A 17,371-nucleotide genomic window follows, 5' to 3' on the forward strand; every position below is an offset into this window, starting at 1 on the left:
CCCCGCCCCGACGATCACCACGTCGAATTCCATGCTTTCGCGTTCGGGAAGTTCCATCTCGTCGCTCATTCGTCTTCTCCATTCCGCCGCCCCTCGAAAAGCGCGGAAACCCCTCTTATCGTGTGCCTGTCATGACAAATGCGATCCGGCTTGTCGAGCCGTTGCATGACAGAGCGTCCTCCTTTTGCGCATGACGTCATACGCTTGCGAGCTTGCGGAAAAGTTTTCTTCCCCGCCGTCACGCACGCGTCAGCAGATGCTCCCTCCCCGACCTGCCTCCGTGCAGGCGGAGAAAAACTCCGGGGAGCGGTTTGCGCGGCCGTTTGCGCGCGATGAAATATGCGTTACCCATGGGCCCACCGCCGCAGAGGACCGTTCCATGATGGAGATTATCGCATCGCTTCGCCGCGAACTTGACGGTTTCGGCGAAAATCTTGTCCTCATCGGCGCTGACGCCTTGAGAGAACGGCACCCCGGCGAGCATCCGGACAATTTCGGCGCCGGCGTCATGGCGCAGCCGGCCACGCCGGAAGCGGCAGCGGCCGTGGTGCGCTGGTGCGCGACCCATGGCGTGCCCGTCGTGCCGCAGGGCGGACGCACCGGCCTGGTCGGCGGCGGCGTCAGCCGGCCCGGGGAACTGATCCTGTCCACCGGCCGGCTCACCCGCATCGAAGCGATCGATCCGCTTGCCCGCACTGCGGTCGTCGAGGCCGGCGTGACGTTGCAGGCCTTGCAGGAGGCCGCCGCCGCCTTCGGCCTCGTTCCCGGCATCGATCTCGCCGCACGCGGCAGCGCCACCATCGGCGGCATGATCGCCACCAACGCCGGCGGCATTCTCGCCTTCCGCAACGGCGTCATGCGTCATCAGGTGCTGGGTCTGGAGGCCGTGATGCCGGACGGCAGCCTGTACAGCGACCTGACGCAGGTGGTGAAGGTCAGCGCCGGACCGGACATCAAGCAGCTGCTCATCGGCTCCGAAGGCGCTTTCGGCTTCGTCACCCGCGCCGTCCTCAAGCTGGACCGTTTCAATCCGATGCGCGCCACTGCGCTCGTCGGCCTGCCCGACGCCGCTGCGGCGCTGTCGATCATCGGTCATTTCCGCTCGAACACTTCCGTCGAGCTTGAAGGCGCGGAACTGATGTGGTGGCCGTTCCTGCGCGACAGCGCCACGGAAAGGGGCTTTGCCCTCGACTGGCTGGAGGCCGGAACGCCGGCCGTGCTGCTGCTGGAGATTTCCGCCGCAAGCGAGGCGGAGGCCCGCGAGACGCTGGAAGACGGACTGGCCACGCTCTGGAACGATCTCCGGCTGTCGGGCGCCACTCTCGCCGCCTCGCTCGATCAGTCCCGCCGGTTCTGGGCGCTGCGCGAGGAAAGCGACTTCATCTATCGTTTCGCGCCCGCCGCCCCCTCCTTCGACATTTCCGTGCCGCCGGGTTTGCTCGACACCTATGTTGCCGCCTTGCTCGGGCGGCTGAAGGCGGCCGACCCGGCCTTCGACGCCTATGTCTACGGCCATGCCGCCGACGGCAACCTCCATCTTTCCGTCACCGGTCCCGGCTCGGCGGAACCGGAACGGCGCGACGCCATCGAGGATGCGGTCTATGGCGGCATCGCCGAACTCGGCGGCAGCTTCTCGGCGGAACACGGCGTCGGGCAGGAGAAGCGCCGCGCCTATCTGACCTATGGTAACGCCGCCCGGCGCGCCGCAGCCGGGGCGGTCAAGGCGGCGCTCGACCCGCAGGATCTCTTCAATCGGGGCAAGGCGCCCTATCGCGGGGCGTGACCCCCACGCAAAACGGAAAAAGGACAGTCCCATGGATCTCGGCATTACCGGCAAGCGCGCCCTCGTTCTCGCCTCCTCCCGCGGCCTCGGCAAGGCAATCGCCGTGACGCTGGCGCGCGAGGGCGCGCATGTGCTGCTTTGCGGCCGCAGCGCCGCGACGCTCCAGGCCAATTGCGACGCCATCAATGCGGAAGGCCCCGGCAAGGCCGACTGGATACAGGCGGACCTGACCGACGCAGGCTTCGTCGAGGCGGTGGTCAAGGCAGCCCATGAGAAGCTCGGCGGCGTCGACATTCTCGTCAACAATTCCGGCGGCCCGACGCCGGGCGCCACCGAGGATATGAGCGAAGAGGTGCTGCTTGCCAATTTCCAGGCGATGGTGCTGCGCCTCATCACCCTCACCAACCGGCTTCTGCCCGGCATGAAGGAACGCGGCTGGGGCCGTATCCTCACCGTCGCCTCCTCCGGCGTCATCGAACCGATCCCCGGCCTTGCGCTTTCCAACACGCTGCGTCCGGCGCTTGCCGGCTGGTCGAAGACGCTGGCGAGCGAGGTCGCCGGCAGGGGCATCACCAGCAACCTGCTGCTTCCCGGCAGCATCTTCACCGACCGGCTGAAGAGCCTCGATGCGGCGGCCGCCGAACGGCGCGGCGAAAGCGTCGAGACGGTGCGTGCCGAATCGGAGAAAGCCATTCCCGCCGGCCGCTACGGCACCGTCGAGGAATTCGCCGCCACCGCCGCCTTCCTTTGCAGCCAGCCGGCAAGCTATGTCACCGGCAGCCTGATCCGTTGCGACGGAGGTGCGGCGCGATCGGTCTGACGGACATTATGGGAGGGGCGGATAGAGGCCCGGCCCTTCCCTCGCCTCCGCCGATCCGGTAAGACGCAGGCATGATCTCGTCCAACGACCTCACTCCGGCGGAACTGGCCGCACTTCTGCATTTCCATGCGGACGCGGGCGTGGAATGGCTGCTGGAAGAAGACGCCGTGGACCGTATCGCCGAGTTCACGGCGATGCGCACCGCCCGCGCCATGCCGCCCCGGCCGGACGCGCCCCCCGCGCAACCGGTCGCACGCAAAGCGCCGGCCCGCACGGAGGCATCCCGCCAGGCCGCGCCGGCGGCCGCTCCGGCCCCGGCGATGCCGGTCGTCGCCATTCCCGATAGCGAGGCGATCGCCGAAGCGGAATTCGTCGCCGCCAGCGCCCGCTCGCTGGACGAATTGCGCATCGCGATGGAGGCATTCAACGGCTGCAATCTGAAGGCCAGCGCCCGCGGCCTGATCTTCGCCGAAGGCCATCCCCGGCCGCAGATCATGGTGATCGGCGCGATGCCGAACGCCGAGGACGATCGCGACGGCCTGCCTTTTTCCGGGCGTCAGGGCCTGATGCTCGACCGGATGCTGGCCGGCATCGGCCTCAAGCGCGCCGAACTGCTGCTGACCAATATCGTGCCCTGGCGCCCGCCGGGCAACCGTCCGCCCTCGGCGCGCGAAGCCGATATCTGCCGCCCCTTCATCGAACGGCAGATCGCGCTGGCCGAACCGCAACGGCTTCTCATTCTCGGCAATTTCGCCGCGCGCTTCCTCTTTCGCGCCAGCGAGACCATTCACCAGTTGCGCGGCGAATGGCGCGGCATCGACGTCGCCGGCCGGACGATCCCGGCCTTCGCGACCCTGCATCCGCAGGATCTGGCGATGGCGCCCGTCAGCAAGCGGCTCGCCTGGGCGGACCTGCTTGCCTTCCGCGCCGGCCTGGCAGCCGGCTGACGGTCTCTCGCCCTGCGGCGAGTATGAACAAAATATGTAGAAAGCCATGCAAATCGCACATATCAGCCTGACGAAATGCCGCATTGCAATATTGATGCGGCGGCGCAATATGCCGTTACGGGAGGACAGGATTTAAGGAACCATATCATGATCGCCCGCCTTCGGCCCATCCATTCAAGCTTCGAGACGCTCCGTCATGCCGCCGTCCGCAGCGGCCAGGGCATTCGCGACATCGCGGTTCCGGCCAACGAGCAGCTGACGGCTGCCGGCTTCGCCCGCATCAACCGTCCGACGCAAATCTTTCCGGAATTCATCCAGCGCTGACCTGCTCCTTCGCCTCGGCGCCCCGACGGGTTAGCCCTGTGTCGTCATGTGCTTGCGCGCCGCCCGGCGTTGCAGGCCGAGACGGTGCTCGCGCAGGATGACGAAGATGCCGGCGATGACGACGATGATCGTCCCCGTCAGCATCGGGCCTGTCGGCACATCCCCGAACAGGAAATAGCCGACGAGGATCCCGAACACGATCGAGGTATATTCGAAGGGCGCGATGGTCGAGACGTCGGCGTAACGATAGCTCGCCGTCAGGAGAAGCTGCGCCACGCCGCCGCAAACGCCGGCAAGCGCCAGCAGGCCGAAGGCCTCGAAGCCGATCGGGCTCCAGCCGAAGGGCAATGTGGCAAGCGAGAAGACCGACGCCGAAAGCGAGAAATAGAACACGATGGTCGATGTGCGTTCGGTCTCCGTGAGCTTGCGCACCAGCACCATGGCGCAGGCCCCCAGCGTCGCTGCGACAAGCAGCGCCAGCGCGCCCATCGCCTGTTCGGTTTCCATCGCCCCTTCGCGAAACAGCGTGAGGCGCGGCCAGGTGATGAAGACGACGCCCGTCAGTCCCACCAGAACCGCCGTCCAGCGATAGAGCCCCACCCGTTCCTTGAGGACGAGCGCCGCGATGACGACGACGATCAGCGGCAGGGCGTAGTTGATGGCGATGGCTTCCGGCAATGGCAGCCGCACCAGCCCGTAAAAGCCGCATCCCATCGCCAGAATGCCGATAAAGCCCCGCCCGAGATGCCCCCAGGGATTGTCGGTGCGAAGCGCGTCGCGCATCTGCCCCTGCGCGATGAGATAGACGAGGATCGGCACCATGGCGAAGGCCGAGCGCAGAAAGGTGATCTGCCCGGCTGCAATGCCATTCCCGGCCGCCTTGATCAGCGTCGACATGCAGAGGAAGACGAGCACCGAGGCGACCTTGAGGAAGATCCCCTTCATGGGATTGGCTTGGCGGAGGTTCATCGAAGGACTCTTCACGCCCGGGCCGGACGCGGTATTCGGTGTTGCAAAGCGATCGGGCGCCCGATCCGGACGCGGCAAGCCTACTATGCAATCGCACGATCCGGAATTGATTTAAGCCGTCGGCGAGCACATCTTCAAACCGCCCGGTAGAGGGCGACGCATCGCCGTGGCGATTTCGGGAAAACCGGCCGATACTGTTCGTTCTGGCAATGAGATGTTAAGCCAACAAGCCTATCACTTCCGGTATTTCGGGGACATATCGTCCCTGACAGGGTCTCTCCTTGCTTCAAAACGGGACAGGCCGAGACAGGGGCAGGACAGATCATGCGGACAGAGAACGGCCGAATCATCCATCTGGCGAACTATCGCCGGACAGACTTCGTTCTCGAACGCGTGGACCTGACCTTCGAACTCGATCCGACCGAAACCAGGGTCGAGGCGCGGCTGATCTTCCATCGCCGCGAGGGCGCGGACCGGGCCGCGCCGCTGGTGCTCGACGGCGACGAACTCTCGCTGTCCGGCCTTCTCCTCGATCAGGTGGAGATGGAAGCCGGCCGATACGACGCCACGCCCGACAGCCTGACGATCCGCGACCTGCCGGAAAGCGAACCGTTCGAGATCACCATCACCACGCTGATCAATCCCGAGGCCAACACCCAGCTGATGGGCCTCTACCGGACGAACGGCATCTATTGCACCCAATGCGAGGCCGAGGGCTTCCGCCGCATCACCTATTTCCCCGATCGGCCGGACGTGCTCGCCGTCTATACGGTCAACATCATCGCCGACCGGCAAAGCTGCCCGCTGCTGCTGTCGAACGGTAACTTCCTCGGCGGGGCGGGCTATGGCGAAGAAAAGCACTTCGCCGCCTGGTTCGATCCGCATCCGAAGCCCTCCTATCTCTTCGCCCTTGTCGCCGGCGATCTCGGCGTGATCGAAGATACGTTCACGACCATGTCCGGCCGCGAGGTGACGCTGAAAATCTATGTCGAGCACGGCAAGGAACCGCGCGCCGCCTATGCGATGGATGCGCTGAAGCGCTCGATGCGATGGGACGAGGAAAAGTTCGGCCGCGAATACGATCTCGACATCTTCATGATCGTCGCCGTTTCCGACTTCAACATGGGGGCGATGGAGAACAAGGGGCTCAACGTCTTCAACGACAAATACGTCCTTGCCGATCCGGAAACGGCCACCGATCAGGACTACGCCAATATCGAGGCGATCATCGCCCACGAATATTTCCACAACTGGACCGGCAACCGCATCACCTGCCGCGACTGGTTCCAGCTCTGCCTCAAGGAAGGGCTGACGGTCTATCGCGACCACGAGTTCTCCGCCGACCAGCGCTCACGCGCCGTCAAGCGCATCTCCGAAGTGCGGCTGCTGAAATCCGAACAGTTTCCCGAGGACGCCGGACCGCTGGCACACCCGGTCCGCCCGACGAAGTACCGAGAAATCAACAATTTCTACACGACGACCATCTATGAGAAGGGGTCCGAGGTGACGCGCATGATCGCGACTCTCGTCGGCCGGGACACCTTCCGCAAGGGCATGGATCTCTATTTCGAGCGCCATGACGGCGAGGCCGTGACGATCGAGGATTTCGTCGGGTGCTTCGAGACGGCAAGCGGCCGCGACCTCAGCCAGTTCTCCCTGTGGTATCATCAGGCCGGAACGCCGCTCGTCAGCGTTTCCACCGCCCATGATGCAGTAAACGGCGTCTTCACCCTGTCGCTGGAACAGATGATACCGCCGACGCCAGGCCAGAGCCTGAAGGAGCCGATGCACATTCCGCTGCGCTTCGGCCTTCTGGCGGAAGACGGCAGCGAGATGACGCCTGCCGCGGTCGCCGGCGCCGAGATCACGGGCGATGTGCTGCATCTGACCGGACGGCGGCAGAGCATCACCTTCTCCGGCGTCACCGCCAGACCGGTCCTTTCGCTCAACCGCGATTTTTCCGCGCCGATCAACCTGCATTTCGAGCAGTCCTCCGCCGATCTCGCCCATATCGCCCGGCACGACGGCGACCTGTTCGCGCGCTGGCAGGCCCTTAGCGACCTCGCCCTGCCGAGCCTTGTCTCCGCTGCCCGCGACGCCCGCAACGGCAAGAAGGTCACGCCCGACCCGGCCCTGGCCGACACGCTGCTCGCGCTTGCCGGCGACGAGACGCTGGAGCCGGCCTTCCGCGCGCAGGTTCTGGCCCTGCCGAGCGAGGCCGACATCGCGCGCGAAATCGGCAACGACAACGATCCGGATGCAATCAGGGCGGGACGAGAGGCGGTGTTCGCCGATATCGCCGGACGCGATACGGCGCTCTTCGCAACGCTGTTTGCCCGCCATCGCACGGAAGGCCCCTTCGCGCCGGACGCCGGAAGCGCCGGACGCCGGGCGCTGCGCAACGCGGCTCTCGGGTATCTCGCGGTCGCGGAAGGCACGCCCGCGCGCGCCGTCGCCGCCTTCGAGGCCGCCGACAACATGACAGACCTGAGCGCGGCGCTGACCGTTCTCGTGCATCGGTTTCCCGACGCCCCCGAAGCGGCGGCGGCGCTGGAGGCTTTCCGCGCCCGCTTTACCGACAATGCGCTGGTCCTCGACAAATGGTTCGCCATCCAGGCGACGGTTCCGGGGGAAAGCGCGCTGGACCGGGTGCGCGACCTGATGGAAAACCCGCATTTCACCGCCTCGAATCCCAACCGCGTGCGCGCGCTGATCGGCACTTTCGCCTTCGCCAATCCGACGGGATTCAACCGGGCGGACGGCGCCGGCTACCGCTTCCTTGCCGAACAGATCCTTGCGATCGATCCGAAGAACCCGCAGCTTGCCGCGCGCATTCTCACCGCCATGCGCTCCTGGCGCTCGCTGGAGGGGGGCCGCGCCGATCATGCGTTGAATGCGCTGCGCTCGATTACGGCGGCGGAAAAGCTTTCGTCGGACGTCTCCGATATCGTCGACCGCATGACGAAGGCCTGAGCCACCCGCAAACAAGCCAGCTCCGGCTTGCCCGCCGCCCCTCCCCGCCCGCAAGGCGGGGAAGCCGGCGTGCGGGAAAATTCCCGTCGGCTGCAATTTCTCAACCGTAAGAATTGGTTAACAATCGGTAACCTTTTTCTCTGGACAAGCGGAATCACAATTGATTCATTAAGGCAGATTCGGGCGAGCGGCGCGGCGAATCGCAAGAGAACAGGGTTGGAAGACTATGGCGGACGCGCAACGAGGACGCGCAGCCGACGGACGGATTCGGCTCAAGTTTCCAGGCGCTGCGGCGTTGGAAAGCGAGCTGACGGGACAGGCGCAGATTTTCGCCGGACCGGCGGCGCGGCATCTGTCGCGCGCCGAACCGGTGTTGAAACGATCGATACCGGTGCTGATCGTCGCCTTCCTTCTGGTGGTGGCCGTCTCACGCGTCATCGGCATCATGGTCGAGCACGAGCGGCAGGACACGAGCGTGCGCTACGCCACGTCGCTGACCGCTCTTGCCGTCGACGCCCTTTTCGCCGCACCGGAAATCCCCGGCTTCAAGACGGCGGACCGGCGTCAGGTGGAAACGGCGCTGGGCAGCCGCCTTCCCCAGGATCGCCTGCAACCCGGCGGGCTGGTGCTTTTCGTGGAAGAGAAAGGCCGCGTCTTCGGCGCATCGCTGGCGGGCGCCGGCTATGTCGGCATGTCACTGGCGCGTTTTGCGCCGGAACTGGCCGCCATGCAGTATTTCGGCGAGCCGGGCGGCGTGACGCGCACGGGCATCGGCGGACAGGACTACTACGTCTCGCTGGTGCAGCGGCCGGACCGGTCGGGTTTCATCGTCGTCGCCAATCCTCTCGGCCATCTCGCGGCGATGTGGCGCGACGAGATCGCCCTCAACGTCACGCTGTTTTCCGGCATATCGGCGATCCTGCTCGTCGTCCTCTATGCCTATTACATCCAGGCGAAACGGGCGCGCGACGCCGATTCCATCTTCGCCGAATCCAACCTGCGGGTGGAAACCGCGCTCGCCCGCGGGCGTTGCGGCCTCTGGGATTTCGATCTTTCCAGCCGGCGGCTGTTCTGGTCGCGCTCCATGTACGAGATGCTCGGCATGCCGCCGCGCGAAAGCGTGCTGTCCTTCGGCGACGCGGCCCGCCTGATGCATCCCGACGACGACGGCATCTATCAGGTGGCGCGCGCCGTGGCGCGCGGCGAGGCGCGGCAGATCGACCAGGTCATCCGCATGCGCCACGCGGAGGGCCATTACGTCTGGCTGCGCGCCCGCGCCCAGCTCATCCGCATGGGATCGGGCCGCATGCACATGATCGGCATCGCCATGGACGTGACGGAGCAGCACCGCCTCGCCCAGCGCTATCAGGAGGCCGACCAGCGGCTGGCCGACGCCATCGAAAGCACCTCGGAAGCCTTCGTTCTCTGGGACAAGAGCGATCGGCTCGTCATGTGCAACGCCCATTACCAGCAAGCCTACGGCCTGCCCGACGAGGTTCTGGTGCCCGGTACGGAGCGTCTGGTGGTGCATGCGGCGGCCGCCAAGCCGGTGATCGAGCGCCGGGTGGCCGACGCCGATGGCTCCGGCATTTCCCAGACGCTCGAGGTGAAGCTTGCCGACGAGCGCTGGTTGCAGATCAACGAGCGGCGCACCCGCGACGGCGGCGTGGTCTCCGTCGGCACGAATATCACCATGATGAAGCGTCATCAGGCGCGGCTGCGCGAATCCGAACGCCGCCTGATGGCGACCATCGGCGATCTCTCGGCCTCGCGCGCGACGCTGGAGCAGCAGAAGGCGGAGCTTTCGGTCGCCAACGCCAATTATCTCGCGGAGAAAGACCGCGCCGAAGCGGCCAATCGCGCCAAATCGGAATTTCTCGCCAATATGTCGCATGAGTTGCGAACCCCGCTCAACGCCATCCTCGGCTTCTCGGAAATCCTGCAAAACCAGATGTTCGGCCCGATCGGATCGGAGAAATACCGCGAGTATTCCTGCGATATCCACGAGAGCGGCAAACATCTGCTCAACGTCATCAACGATATTCTCGACATGTCGAAGATCGAGGCCGGCCACATGCGCATCAGTTGCGAGACGGTCGATCTCGCGCCGCTGATCGACGAGGCGCTGCGCCTGACGATGCTTCAGGCCGAAAAGAAGAAGATCACCGTGCGGCAGGATTGCATGTCGACGCTGCCGCTCACCGCCGATCGGCGCGCCATGAAGCAGATCCTGCTCAACCTGCTGTCGAACGCCATCAAGTTCACCAACGGCAACGGCGAGGTCCGCGTGCGCGCCCGCAAGATCGGCGGCGCCGTGACCCTCACCATCGCCGACACCGGCATCGGCATCCCGAAATCCGCGATGCAGAAGATCGGCCAGCCTTTCGAGCAGGTGCAGAGCCAATACGCCAAGAGCAAGGGAGGCTCCGGTCTGGGGCTGGCCATATCGCGCTCGCTCACCCGGCTGCACGGCGGGCGGATGCGCATCCATTCCGTCGAAGGCAGCGGAACGATCATTTCGGTGCGGATCCCGGATCGCGGCCTCGCCGCGGCGCAGGACCGGCCGGCGGCTTGACGGGAACCGCCGTCAGGGCTTGAGCGTCGCCTGAAAGATCTTCCGCACCGCACGCGACAGCCGGCGGATTTCCGCTTCGAGCGTGCGCAGGTCCGGGCATTCCCCCGCCCGGCAGACGAGGTCGATCAGGCCGGCCGGCGCTTCCTTCGGATCGAAGCCGCCATCCACGCACAGCCGGACGATCTGCGAAATCTCCGTGTAAAGGGCGAGCGCCCGCAAAACCGTATCGCGATCGTTCGGGTCCATCAGCGCATCGCCGAGCGCGGCCAGAAGTTCGCCGGTCGGCATGGCGCCCTGCGGCTGCGGCGCATCCTTCGCCGGCGCGATCAGCGCCAGGAACTGGGCGATGAACTCGATGTCGATCAGCCCGCCCGCGATCAGCTTCAGGTCCCAGATATCCTTCGGCGGCTTTTCCTGCTCGATCAGTTCCCGCATCTCGGCGACGTCCCGGGCGATGGCGGCCGGGTCGCGCTTGCGGGCCAGCACGGAGCGGAAGATCTCGTCGGCCTGCCGGCGCAGGCTTTCGTCGCCGCAGATGACGCGCGCGCGCGTCAGCGCCATATGCTCCCAGGTCCAGGCTTCTTCGGCCTGATAGCGGGCGAAAGAGGTGATGCGGGTCGCCACCGGTCCCTTGTTGCCCGAGGGGCGAAGCCGCATGTCGACCTCGTAGAGCACCCCTTCGGCCATCGGCGCGGAGAGCGCTGCGATCAGGCGCTGGGTGAGCCGGGTGAAATAGCGCGTCGTGTCGAGCGGCTTCGGGCCATCGGATTCCGGCATGTCACCGTCATGGTCGTAAAGCAGGATGAGGTCGATGTCGGAACCGGCGGTCAGCTCGAAGCTGCCGAGCTTGCCCATGCCGACTAGCGCCACCCGACCGCCGGGGATTTTGCCGTGCGCCGCCTCGATTTCCAGAAGCACCGCTTTCAGCGCGGCGTCGAGAATGAGGTCGGCGACATGGGTAAAGGCGCGGGCCGCCTGCTTTCCCGTAATTGCGCCGGTCAAAAGCCGGATACCGATGAGAAAACGCTGTTCGGCGGCGATGATGCGCAGCCGGTCGAGGATTTCCTCATAGTCGCGCGTCCCGGAGAGGAAACCGTCGATACGTTCGGACAGGTAGGCCCGGGTCGGCAGTTCGGCAAGCAGGCCCGGATCGAGCATGCCGTCGAAAACATGAGGCTTTGCGGCGATCACCTCGGCAAGGCGCGGGGCCGACGACATGATGTTGACGATCAGGGACAGGAGCGCCGGATTGTTGCCGATGAGCGAGAAGAGCTGGATGCCCGCCGGCAGGCCGGAGATGAAGCTGTCGAAGCGAAGCAACGCCTCGTCCGCCCGCTTGCTGCTGCCGAAGACACGCAGCAGTTCCGGCGTCAGTTCGGTCAGCCGCTCGCGCGCCTCGACGGATTGCGTCGCACGATAGCGGCCGTAATGCCAGGTGCGGATGGTGCGGGAAATATCGGCGGGGCGCTCGAAGCCGAGGCGCTTCAGCGTTTCCAGCGTGTCGGGGTCGTCGTTCTGGCCGGTGAAGACGAGATTGCCCGTCTCGCTGGACAGTTTCGTCTCCTGTTCGAACAGCGCGCCATAGCGCCGTTCGACCGTTTTCAGCACGGCGACGAGGCTTGCCGAAAAGGCCGCGGTATCGGCAAAGCCCATCATGAAGGCGATGCGCTTCAGCTCGGCTTCCGTCTCCGGCAGCACGTGGGTCTGCTCGTCGCGGACCATCTGCACGCGATGCTCGACATCGCGCAGGAACCAGTAGGCGTCGCCGAGTTCGCCGGCCGTGGCCTCGTCGATCCAGCCCGCCTTCGCCAGCGCCTCCAGCATCGGCTCGGTCGCGCGCAGCCGCAGGGCCGGCATGCGGCCGCCGGCGATCAGCTGCTGGGTCTGGACGAAGAACTCGATTTCCCGGATGCCGCCGCGCCCGAGCTTGACGTTATGCCCCTTCACCGCGATTTCGCCGTGCCCCTTGTGGACATGGATCTGCCGCTTGATCGAATGGATGTCCGAAATGGCGGCATAATCGAGATATTTCCGGAAGACGAAAGGCACCAGCCCCTTGAGGAAGGCCTCGCCGGCGGCAAGATCGCCGGCCACCGGCCGGGCCTTGATGAAGGCGGCGCGCTCCCAGTTCTGCCCGCGGCTTTCGTAATAGATCATGGCCGAATCGACGGAGATGGCGAGCGGCGTCGCGCCGGGATCCGGCCGCAGCCGGAGATCCGTGCGGAAGACATAGCCATCCACCGTGCGCTCCTGCATGATGCGGATAAGACGGCGGATCAGCCGTGAATAGGTGTCGACGGCTTCCAGCGGATCGGCGAGAACCCCCGCCATCGGATCGAAGAAGACGACGAGATCGATATCGGAAGAATAATTGAGCTCGAAGGCCCCGAGCTTGCCCATGCCGAGCACCACCAGACCCGATCCGCTGCCGGGACGCGCCGGGTCGGGCAGCGTCAGCTTGCCGCTTTCATGCGCCGAAAGCAGCAGGTGGTCGATGGCGGCGCTGGCGGCGGCCTCCGCCAGTCCGGTGAGAAGCCGCGTCGTGCGGCGCGCGTCGAAAAGGCGGGCGAGATCGCCAAGCGCCAGGAGAAAGGCCACCTCGCGTTTGGCGACCCGCAGCCGGCTCATCAGTTGCGCCTCGCTGACCGCGCCGTCCTTTTCCGCCGGTTTCCACGCCGTGCGGGCAGCGTCGATCGCCGTCTCCACGGCCGGCAGGATCGGCGCGTCGAGCGCGCGGACAAGCAAGTCAGGATCGATCCGGGCGGTATCGCGCAGATAGGGCGAGAGCGTGAGAGCGGCGACGATGAAATCCTTGAGCGCGTTTTCGCCTGCCAGAAGGCGCGCGATGGCCGGATGCTCGCGGCCCCAGTCCCTGAGGTCGGAGAGGACGGATTTTGCTTCCGTCTGGTTCAACGCGCGGATCGGATTTTCCGAAAGATCGGCAAGACGCATCGTATCCGTCACGCTCATGGGGCCTCCTCGCCGCGCCGGTCCGCCCTTTCGCGACCCGGAGGATGCGAGATGTATCAGTCCGCGCCGGCCGGGAAAACCATCCTGACCGTCAGCCCCCGATTGTTTTCCCGCGCTGGATGGCTGGCTTCCAGTTCGAGGTGGCCGCCATGCATTTCCATCACCGCGCCGACGAGGGAGAGACCGAGGCCGGTTCCCGGCTTCGAGCGGCTCTCGTCGAGGCGGACGAAGCGCTTCACCACCTCCTCGCGCTTGTCGTCGGGAATGCCCGGACCGCTATCGGAAACGGAAAGCGAAACCGCGCCGTCGTCACGGCCGAGCGTGACCCGGATTTCCGCCTCGCCGCCGCTTCCTTCCGCATATTTGATCGCATTGTCGATGAGATTGCCGAGCGCCTGGCCGACCAGTTCGCGATTGCCCCGCACCAAAATGCCGTCGGCGATATCGCAGGTGACGCGCAGGCCGCAATCCTCGGCGACCGGTTCGTAAAGCTCGACCCCGTCGCGGGCGATGTCGCTGAGGTCGATGGGGCTCATTTCCGCCGGCGCCTGCCCGGCCTCCACACGCGAGATCATCAAAAGCGCGTTGAAGGTGCGGATCAGCTGATCGGACTCGCCGATGACCTCCTCCAGCGCCGCGCGATAATCGGCGGGCGTCTCGCCGCCGCCAAGCGCGGCTTCCGCCTTGTTGCGCAGCCGTGTCAGCGGCGTCTTCAGGTCGTGGGCGATATTGTCGGACACCTGCTTCAGCCCCTCGTCGAGCTTCTCGATCCGGCCCAGCATGGTGTTGAGCGATTCGGAGAGCCGGTCGAATTCGTCGCCGGACCCGCTCGCCGGCAGGCGTTGCGAAAGATCGCCGGCCATGATGCGCTGGCTTGCTCCGGACATGCGATCCATGCGCTTCAGCGCGTTGCGGCCGATGAGATACCAGATGACGAGCGCTCCGACGCCCATGACGCCGAGCGCCACCATCAGCGCCTGACGCACCAGCACGCGGAAGTGCTCCGGCTCGCCGAGATCGCGGCCGACGAGGAGACGCAGCCCGTTGGGCAGCACCACCACCTGCGCGCGCGCCATGTGACGCTCGCGGCTGCCCTCCTCCAGGAACCGCTGATAGCGGAACGGCGTCTCGGTCCAGCCCTCGTTGTCGAGCACCCCCGGTTGCAGGGCGAGCACATTGCCGGCGAGCACTTCTCCCGTGGGGCTTGCGATGATGTAGAGATTGGCGCCCGGCTGGCGCGACCGGCGCTCGAGCGTCCGCAACAGGCCGTTCATGCCGTTTTTATCGAAGATATTCTCGATGCCGGCCACCTCGGTGGTCACGGCGTCGCGCATCTGCTGCGCCAGCAGACCTTCGGACATGGAGCTGACGTAGAACACGAGAAAGGCTGCGCAAAGCGCGAAAAGCAGCAGATAGAGCGCCGAAAGGCGCACCGCCGTCGTGCGATAGAGCGCTGTCATCCTGCCGAGCAATCCAGGCATCCGCTCAGCCCGCCGCCTCATCCTTCATCATGTAACCCGCGCCGCGCACGGTGCGCAGCAGCGGCTGGTCGAAATCCTTCTCGATTTTCGAGCGCAGCCGCGAGACATGAACGTCGATGACGTTGGTCTGGGGATCGAAATGGTAATCCCAGACGTTTTCGAGCAACATGGTGCGGGTCACCACCTGACCCGCGTTCTTCATCAGATATTCCAGCAGCCGGAATTCGCGCGGCTGCAAGGGGATCTCCCGGCCGGCGCGCTTGACCGTATGGGAGAGCCGGTCCAGTTCCAGATCGCCGACGCGATAGACCATGTCCTGTTCGGGCGTTCCCTTGCGCCGGCCGAGCACCTCGATGCGCGCAAGCAGTTCACTGAACGCGTAGGGCTTCGGCAGATAATCGTCGCCGCCGGCGCGAAGTCCGGTCACCCGGTCGTCCACCTGGCCGAGCGCCGAAAGAATAAGAACCGGCGTGTGGATGTTGCGGGCGCGAAGTTCCGAAATCAGCGACAGGCCGTCGCGGCGCGGCAGCATGCGGTCGACGACGAGCACGTCGTAGCTGTTCTCGGTGGCCAGGAAGAGGCCGCTCTCGCCGTCGCTTGCGTGATCGAGCACGATGCCGGCCTCGCGAAACGCCTTGGCCAGATAGGCCGCCGCTTCCAGATCGTCTTCAACAATCAGTATCTTCATAGCGTGAACCCTAGCGCATTTCCGGAAAAAGTGCGAAGCGGTTTTCCGCCCGGAAATGCGTAAAAACAAAGGCTTGGATCGTTTCACCGATTCTGCGAAAACCGGAACCGCTCTGGCGCAGGGCGCGGCGCGCGGGAACGGAGCCGCGCCCTGTTTCCAAGCGGCGGCGCGCCTTGCGCCTGCAAAAAGCCGCCCTTGTAAAAAAGAGCGCCGCGAGATCCACGGATCCCACGGCGCTCCGGCATTCGGCGGGGCCGGTCAGCCCTCGTCGATGGGCAGCGCGAGGAAGCGGCTGCCGTCACCGGTCTCGATCTGGAACAGCGCCTTGGAGCGGCCGTCCTTGCGGGCGCTGTCGATCACCGACATCACATCGTCTGCGGATGATACCGGCTGGTTGTTGACGGTCGCGATCCGGTCTCCGCTGCGAAGGCCCCGCACGCCGGCTTCGGAGTCGGGATCGACCGAGGATACGACCAGCCCTTCGTCGGACGGCGTAACCGCGATGCCGAGATCGGCGAGCGCCTGTTCACCGTTGTCGTCCGGCTGTACCTGCTCGTCACCGGTGGAGGCCTCGATCTGTTCGCCGGCCAGCGTCCCGATCTCGACCTTCACGGTCTGCGACTTGCCATCGCGCCAGAGGACGACGTCGACGTCCGTTCCGGGCTTGATGTCGGCGACGCGGCGGGCGAGATCGCGCGGGCTCTTCACCGGCTCGCCTTCGAGCGCGGTTATCACGTCGCCCTTCTTGATCCCGGCCTTGGCGCCGGGCGAATCGGCCTGCGGCTCGACGACCAGCGCGCCTGCGGCATCCGCAAGGCCGAGTGAATCGGCGATGTCGCGGGAGACGGGCTGGATCTGCACGCCGAGCCAGCCGCGGTCGACCTTGCCGTCCTTGATGAGTTCGGCGACGACGCCCTTGGCGACCGAGGACGGGATGGCGAAGGCGATGCCGACGTTGCCGCCCGACGGCGAGAAGATAGCGGTATTGATGCCGACCACTTCCCCGCTGAGGTTGAAGGTCGGGCCGCCGGAATTGCCGCGGTTCACCGCCGCGTCCACTTGCAGGTAGTCGTCATAGGGGCCGGAGCCGATATCGCGGCCGCGCGCCGAGATGATGCCGGCCGTGACCGTGCCGCCGAGGCCGAACGGATTGCCGACCGCCACGACCCAGTCGCCGACGCGGATCTTGTTATCGTCGGCAAAGCTGACATAGGTGAACTTGCGCTTGTCCTTCTCGTCGACCTTGAGGACGGCGAGGTCCGTGCGGCTGTCCTTGCCGACGAGCGTGGCGCTCAGCTCCGTGCCGTCGTTCATGACGATGGTGAAGGCCGCGCCGTTGTTGACGACATGGTTGTTGGTGACGATGTAGCCGTCTTCGGAGATGAAGAAGCCGGAGCCTTGGGAGGTCGGGCGCAGGTGACCCTTGCGGTTGCGTCGCTCGCCGCGATCGCCGAAGCGCCGGTTCGGGCCGCGGTCGCCATGGAGTCCGTCCTGGCCGCCGAATTCACGGAAGAAACGCTTCAGGGGATGGTCGTCGGGCAGGTCGTCGAAGCCACGGCCGCCGAAATTGAAGCTGAAGTTGCGTTCGTCGCTCACCGGCTTGGCTTCCGACTGCACACGAACGGAAACGACCGCGGGTGAAACGGCGGCGACCACATCGGCGAAGCTCGCCACCTGCGGCGCGTCCACCGTCACGGCGTCGGCATAGCTGACGGCAACGCGCGCCGGAATGCCGGTCGCAAGCATCACGGCGGCAAGCCCGGCAACGGTCGTCGCTTTCAGGGCGGCCTTGTAACCGGGACGGAATGCGGGAATCTTGGACATTCTGAGCACCTTCTCTT

Annotated in this window: 12 protein-coding genes; 6 read left to right on the plus strand and 6 right to left on the minus strand. The window is 65.6% G+C overall.

Annotation, left to right across the window (positions count from 1 at the left end):
• Window positions 1-379 precede the first annotated feature (379 nt).
• From KYK29_RS18935 to KYK29_RS18950, 4 genes are all read left to right on the plus strand, one after another.
• The gene (locus KYK29_RS18935) at window positions 380-1,783 is read left to right on the plus strand and encodes an FAD-binding oxidoreductase (protein WP_254692458.1); all 1,404 of its coding nucleotides are present in this window, start codon (window positions 380-382) and stop codon (window positions 1,781-1,783) included.
• A 31-nt stretch (window positions 1,784-1,814) separates the two neighbouring features.
• Window positions 1,815-2,603 carry an SDR family oxidoreductase gene (locus KYK29_RS18940; protein ID WP_254692459.1) on the plus strand — a complete coding sequence of 263 codons (789 nt, stop codon included), beginning with the start codon at window positions 1,815-1,817 and terminating at the stop codon, window positions 2,601-2,603.
• A 71-nt stretch (window positions 2,604-2,674) separates the two neighbouring features.
• The gene (locus KYK29_RS18945; RefSeq protein ID WP_254692460.1) at window positions 2,675-3,550 is read left to right on the plus strand and encodes a uracil-DNA glycosylase; all 876 of its coding nucleotides are present in this window, start codon (window positions 2,675-2,677) and stop codon (window positions 3,548-3,550) included.
• Between the two features lie 147 nt (window positions 3,551-3,697).
• Window positions 3,698-3,874, plus strand: a complete 177-nt coding sequence (locus KYK29_RS18950) for a hypothetical protein (RefSeq protein WP_254692461.1) — start codon at window positions 3,698-3,700, stop codon at window positions 3,872-3,874.
• Between the two features lie 30 nt (window positions 3,875-3,904).
• Here KYK29_RS18950 and KYK29_RS18955 read toward each other — a convergent pair whose 3' ends face one another.
• Window positions 3,905-4,843 carry a DMT family transporter gene (locus KYK29_RS18955; protein WP_254692462.1) on the minus strand — a complete coding sequence of 313 codons (939 nt, stop codon included), beginning with the start codon at window positions 4,841-4,843 and terminating at the stop codon, window positions 3,905-3,907.
• Window positions 4,844-5,167: 324 nt separating this feature from the next.
• On the opposite strand from KYK29_RS18955, the gene pepN reads away from it, so the two are divergent.
• Both pepN and KYK29_RS18965 read left to right on the plus strand, forming a co-directional pair.
• Window positions 5,168-7,816 (plus strand): aminopeptidase N, encoded by a 2,649-nt coding sequence (pepN, locus tag KYK29_RS18960; protein WP_254692463.1) that lies wholly within the window; start codon window positions 5,168-5,170, stop codon window positions 7,814-7,816.
• A gap of 226 nt (window positions 7,817-8,042) precedes the next feature.
• Window positions 8,043-10,391, plus strand: coding sequence for a PAS domain-containing sensor histidine kinase (locus KYK29_RS18965; RefSeq protein WP_254692464.1), 2,349 nt, complete (start codon window positions 8,043-8,045; stop codon window positions 10,389-10,391).
• Between the two features lie 12 nt (window positions 10,392-10,403).
• Here KYK29_RS18965 and KYK29_RS18970 read toward each other — a convergent pair whose 3' ends face one another.
• From KYK29_RS18970 to KYK29_RS18990, 5 genes are read right to left on the minus strand one after another with little or no spacing between them, the layout of a single operon-like run.
• Complete coding sequence (locus KYK29_RS18970; protein ID WP_254692465.1) at window positions 10,404-13,361, minus strand: bifunctional [glutamine synthetase] adenylyltransferase/[glutamine synthetase]-adenylyl-L-tyrosine phosphorylase; 2,958 nt, start codon at window positions 13,359-13,361, stop codon at window positions 10,404-10,406.
• Window positions 13,362-13,417: 56 nt separating this feature from the next.
• A complete protein-coding gene (locus KYK29_RS18975) occupies window positions 13,418-14,821 on the minus strand; it encodes a sensor histidine kinase (RefSeq protein ID WP_254692466.1) in 1,404 nt (467 codons plus the stop codon).
• 25 nt (window positions 14,822-14,846) lie between these two features.
• Window positions 14,847-15,530, minus strand: coding sequence for a response regulator transcription factor (locus tag KYK29_RS18980; RefSeq protein ID WP_254692467.1), 684 nt, complete (start codon window positions 15,528-15,530; stop codon window positions 14,847-14,849).
• Between the two features lie 10 nt (window positions 15,531-15,540).
• Entirely contained in the window at window positions 15,541-15,753 is a 213-nt protein-coding gene (locus tag KYK29_RS18985; protein ID WP_254692468.1) for a hypothetical protein, read from the minus strand.
• 35 nt (window positions 15,754-15,788) lie between these two features.
• The gene (locus KYK29_RS18990) at window positions 15,789-17,354 is read right to left on the minus strand and encodes a Do family serine endopeptidase (protein WP_254692469.1); all 1,566 of its coding nucleotides are present in this window, start codon (window positions 17,352-17,354) and stop codon (window positions 15,789-15,791) included.
• Between the last annotated feature and the right edge of the window lie 17 nt (window positions 17,355-17,371).

Source organism: Shinella daejeonensis, from assembly GCF_024281235.1.
Lineage (GTDB): Bacteria > Pseudomonadota > Alphaproteobacteria > Rhizobiales > Rhizobiaceae > Shinella > Shinella daejeonensis.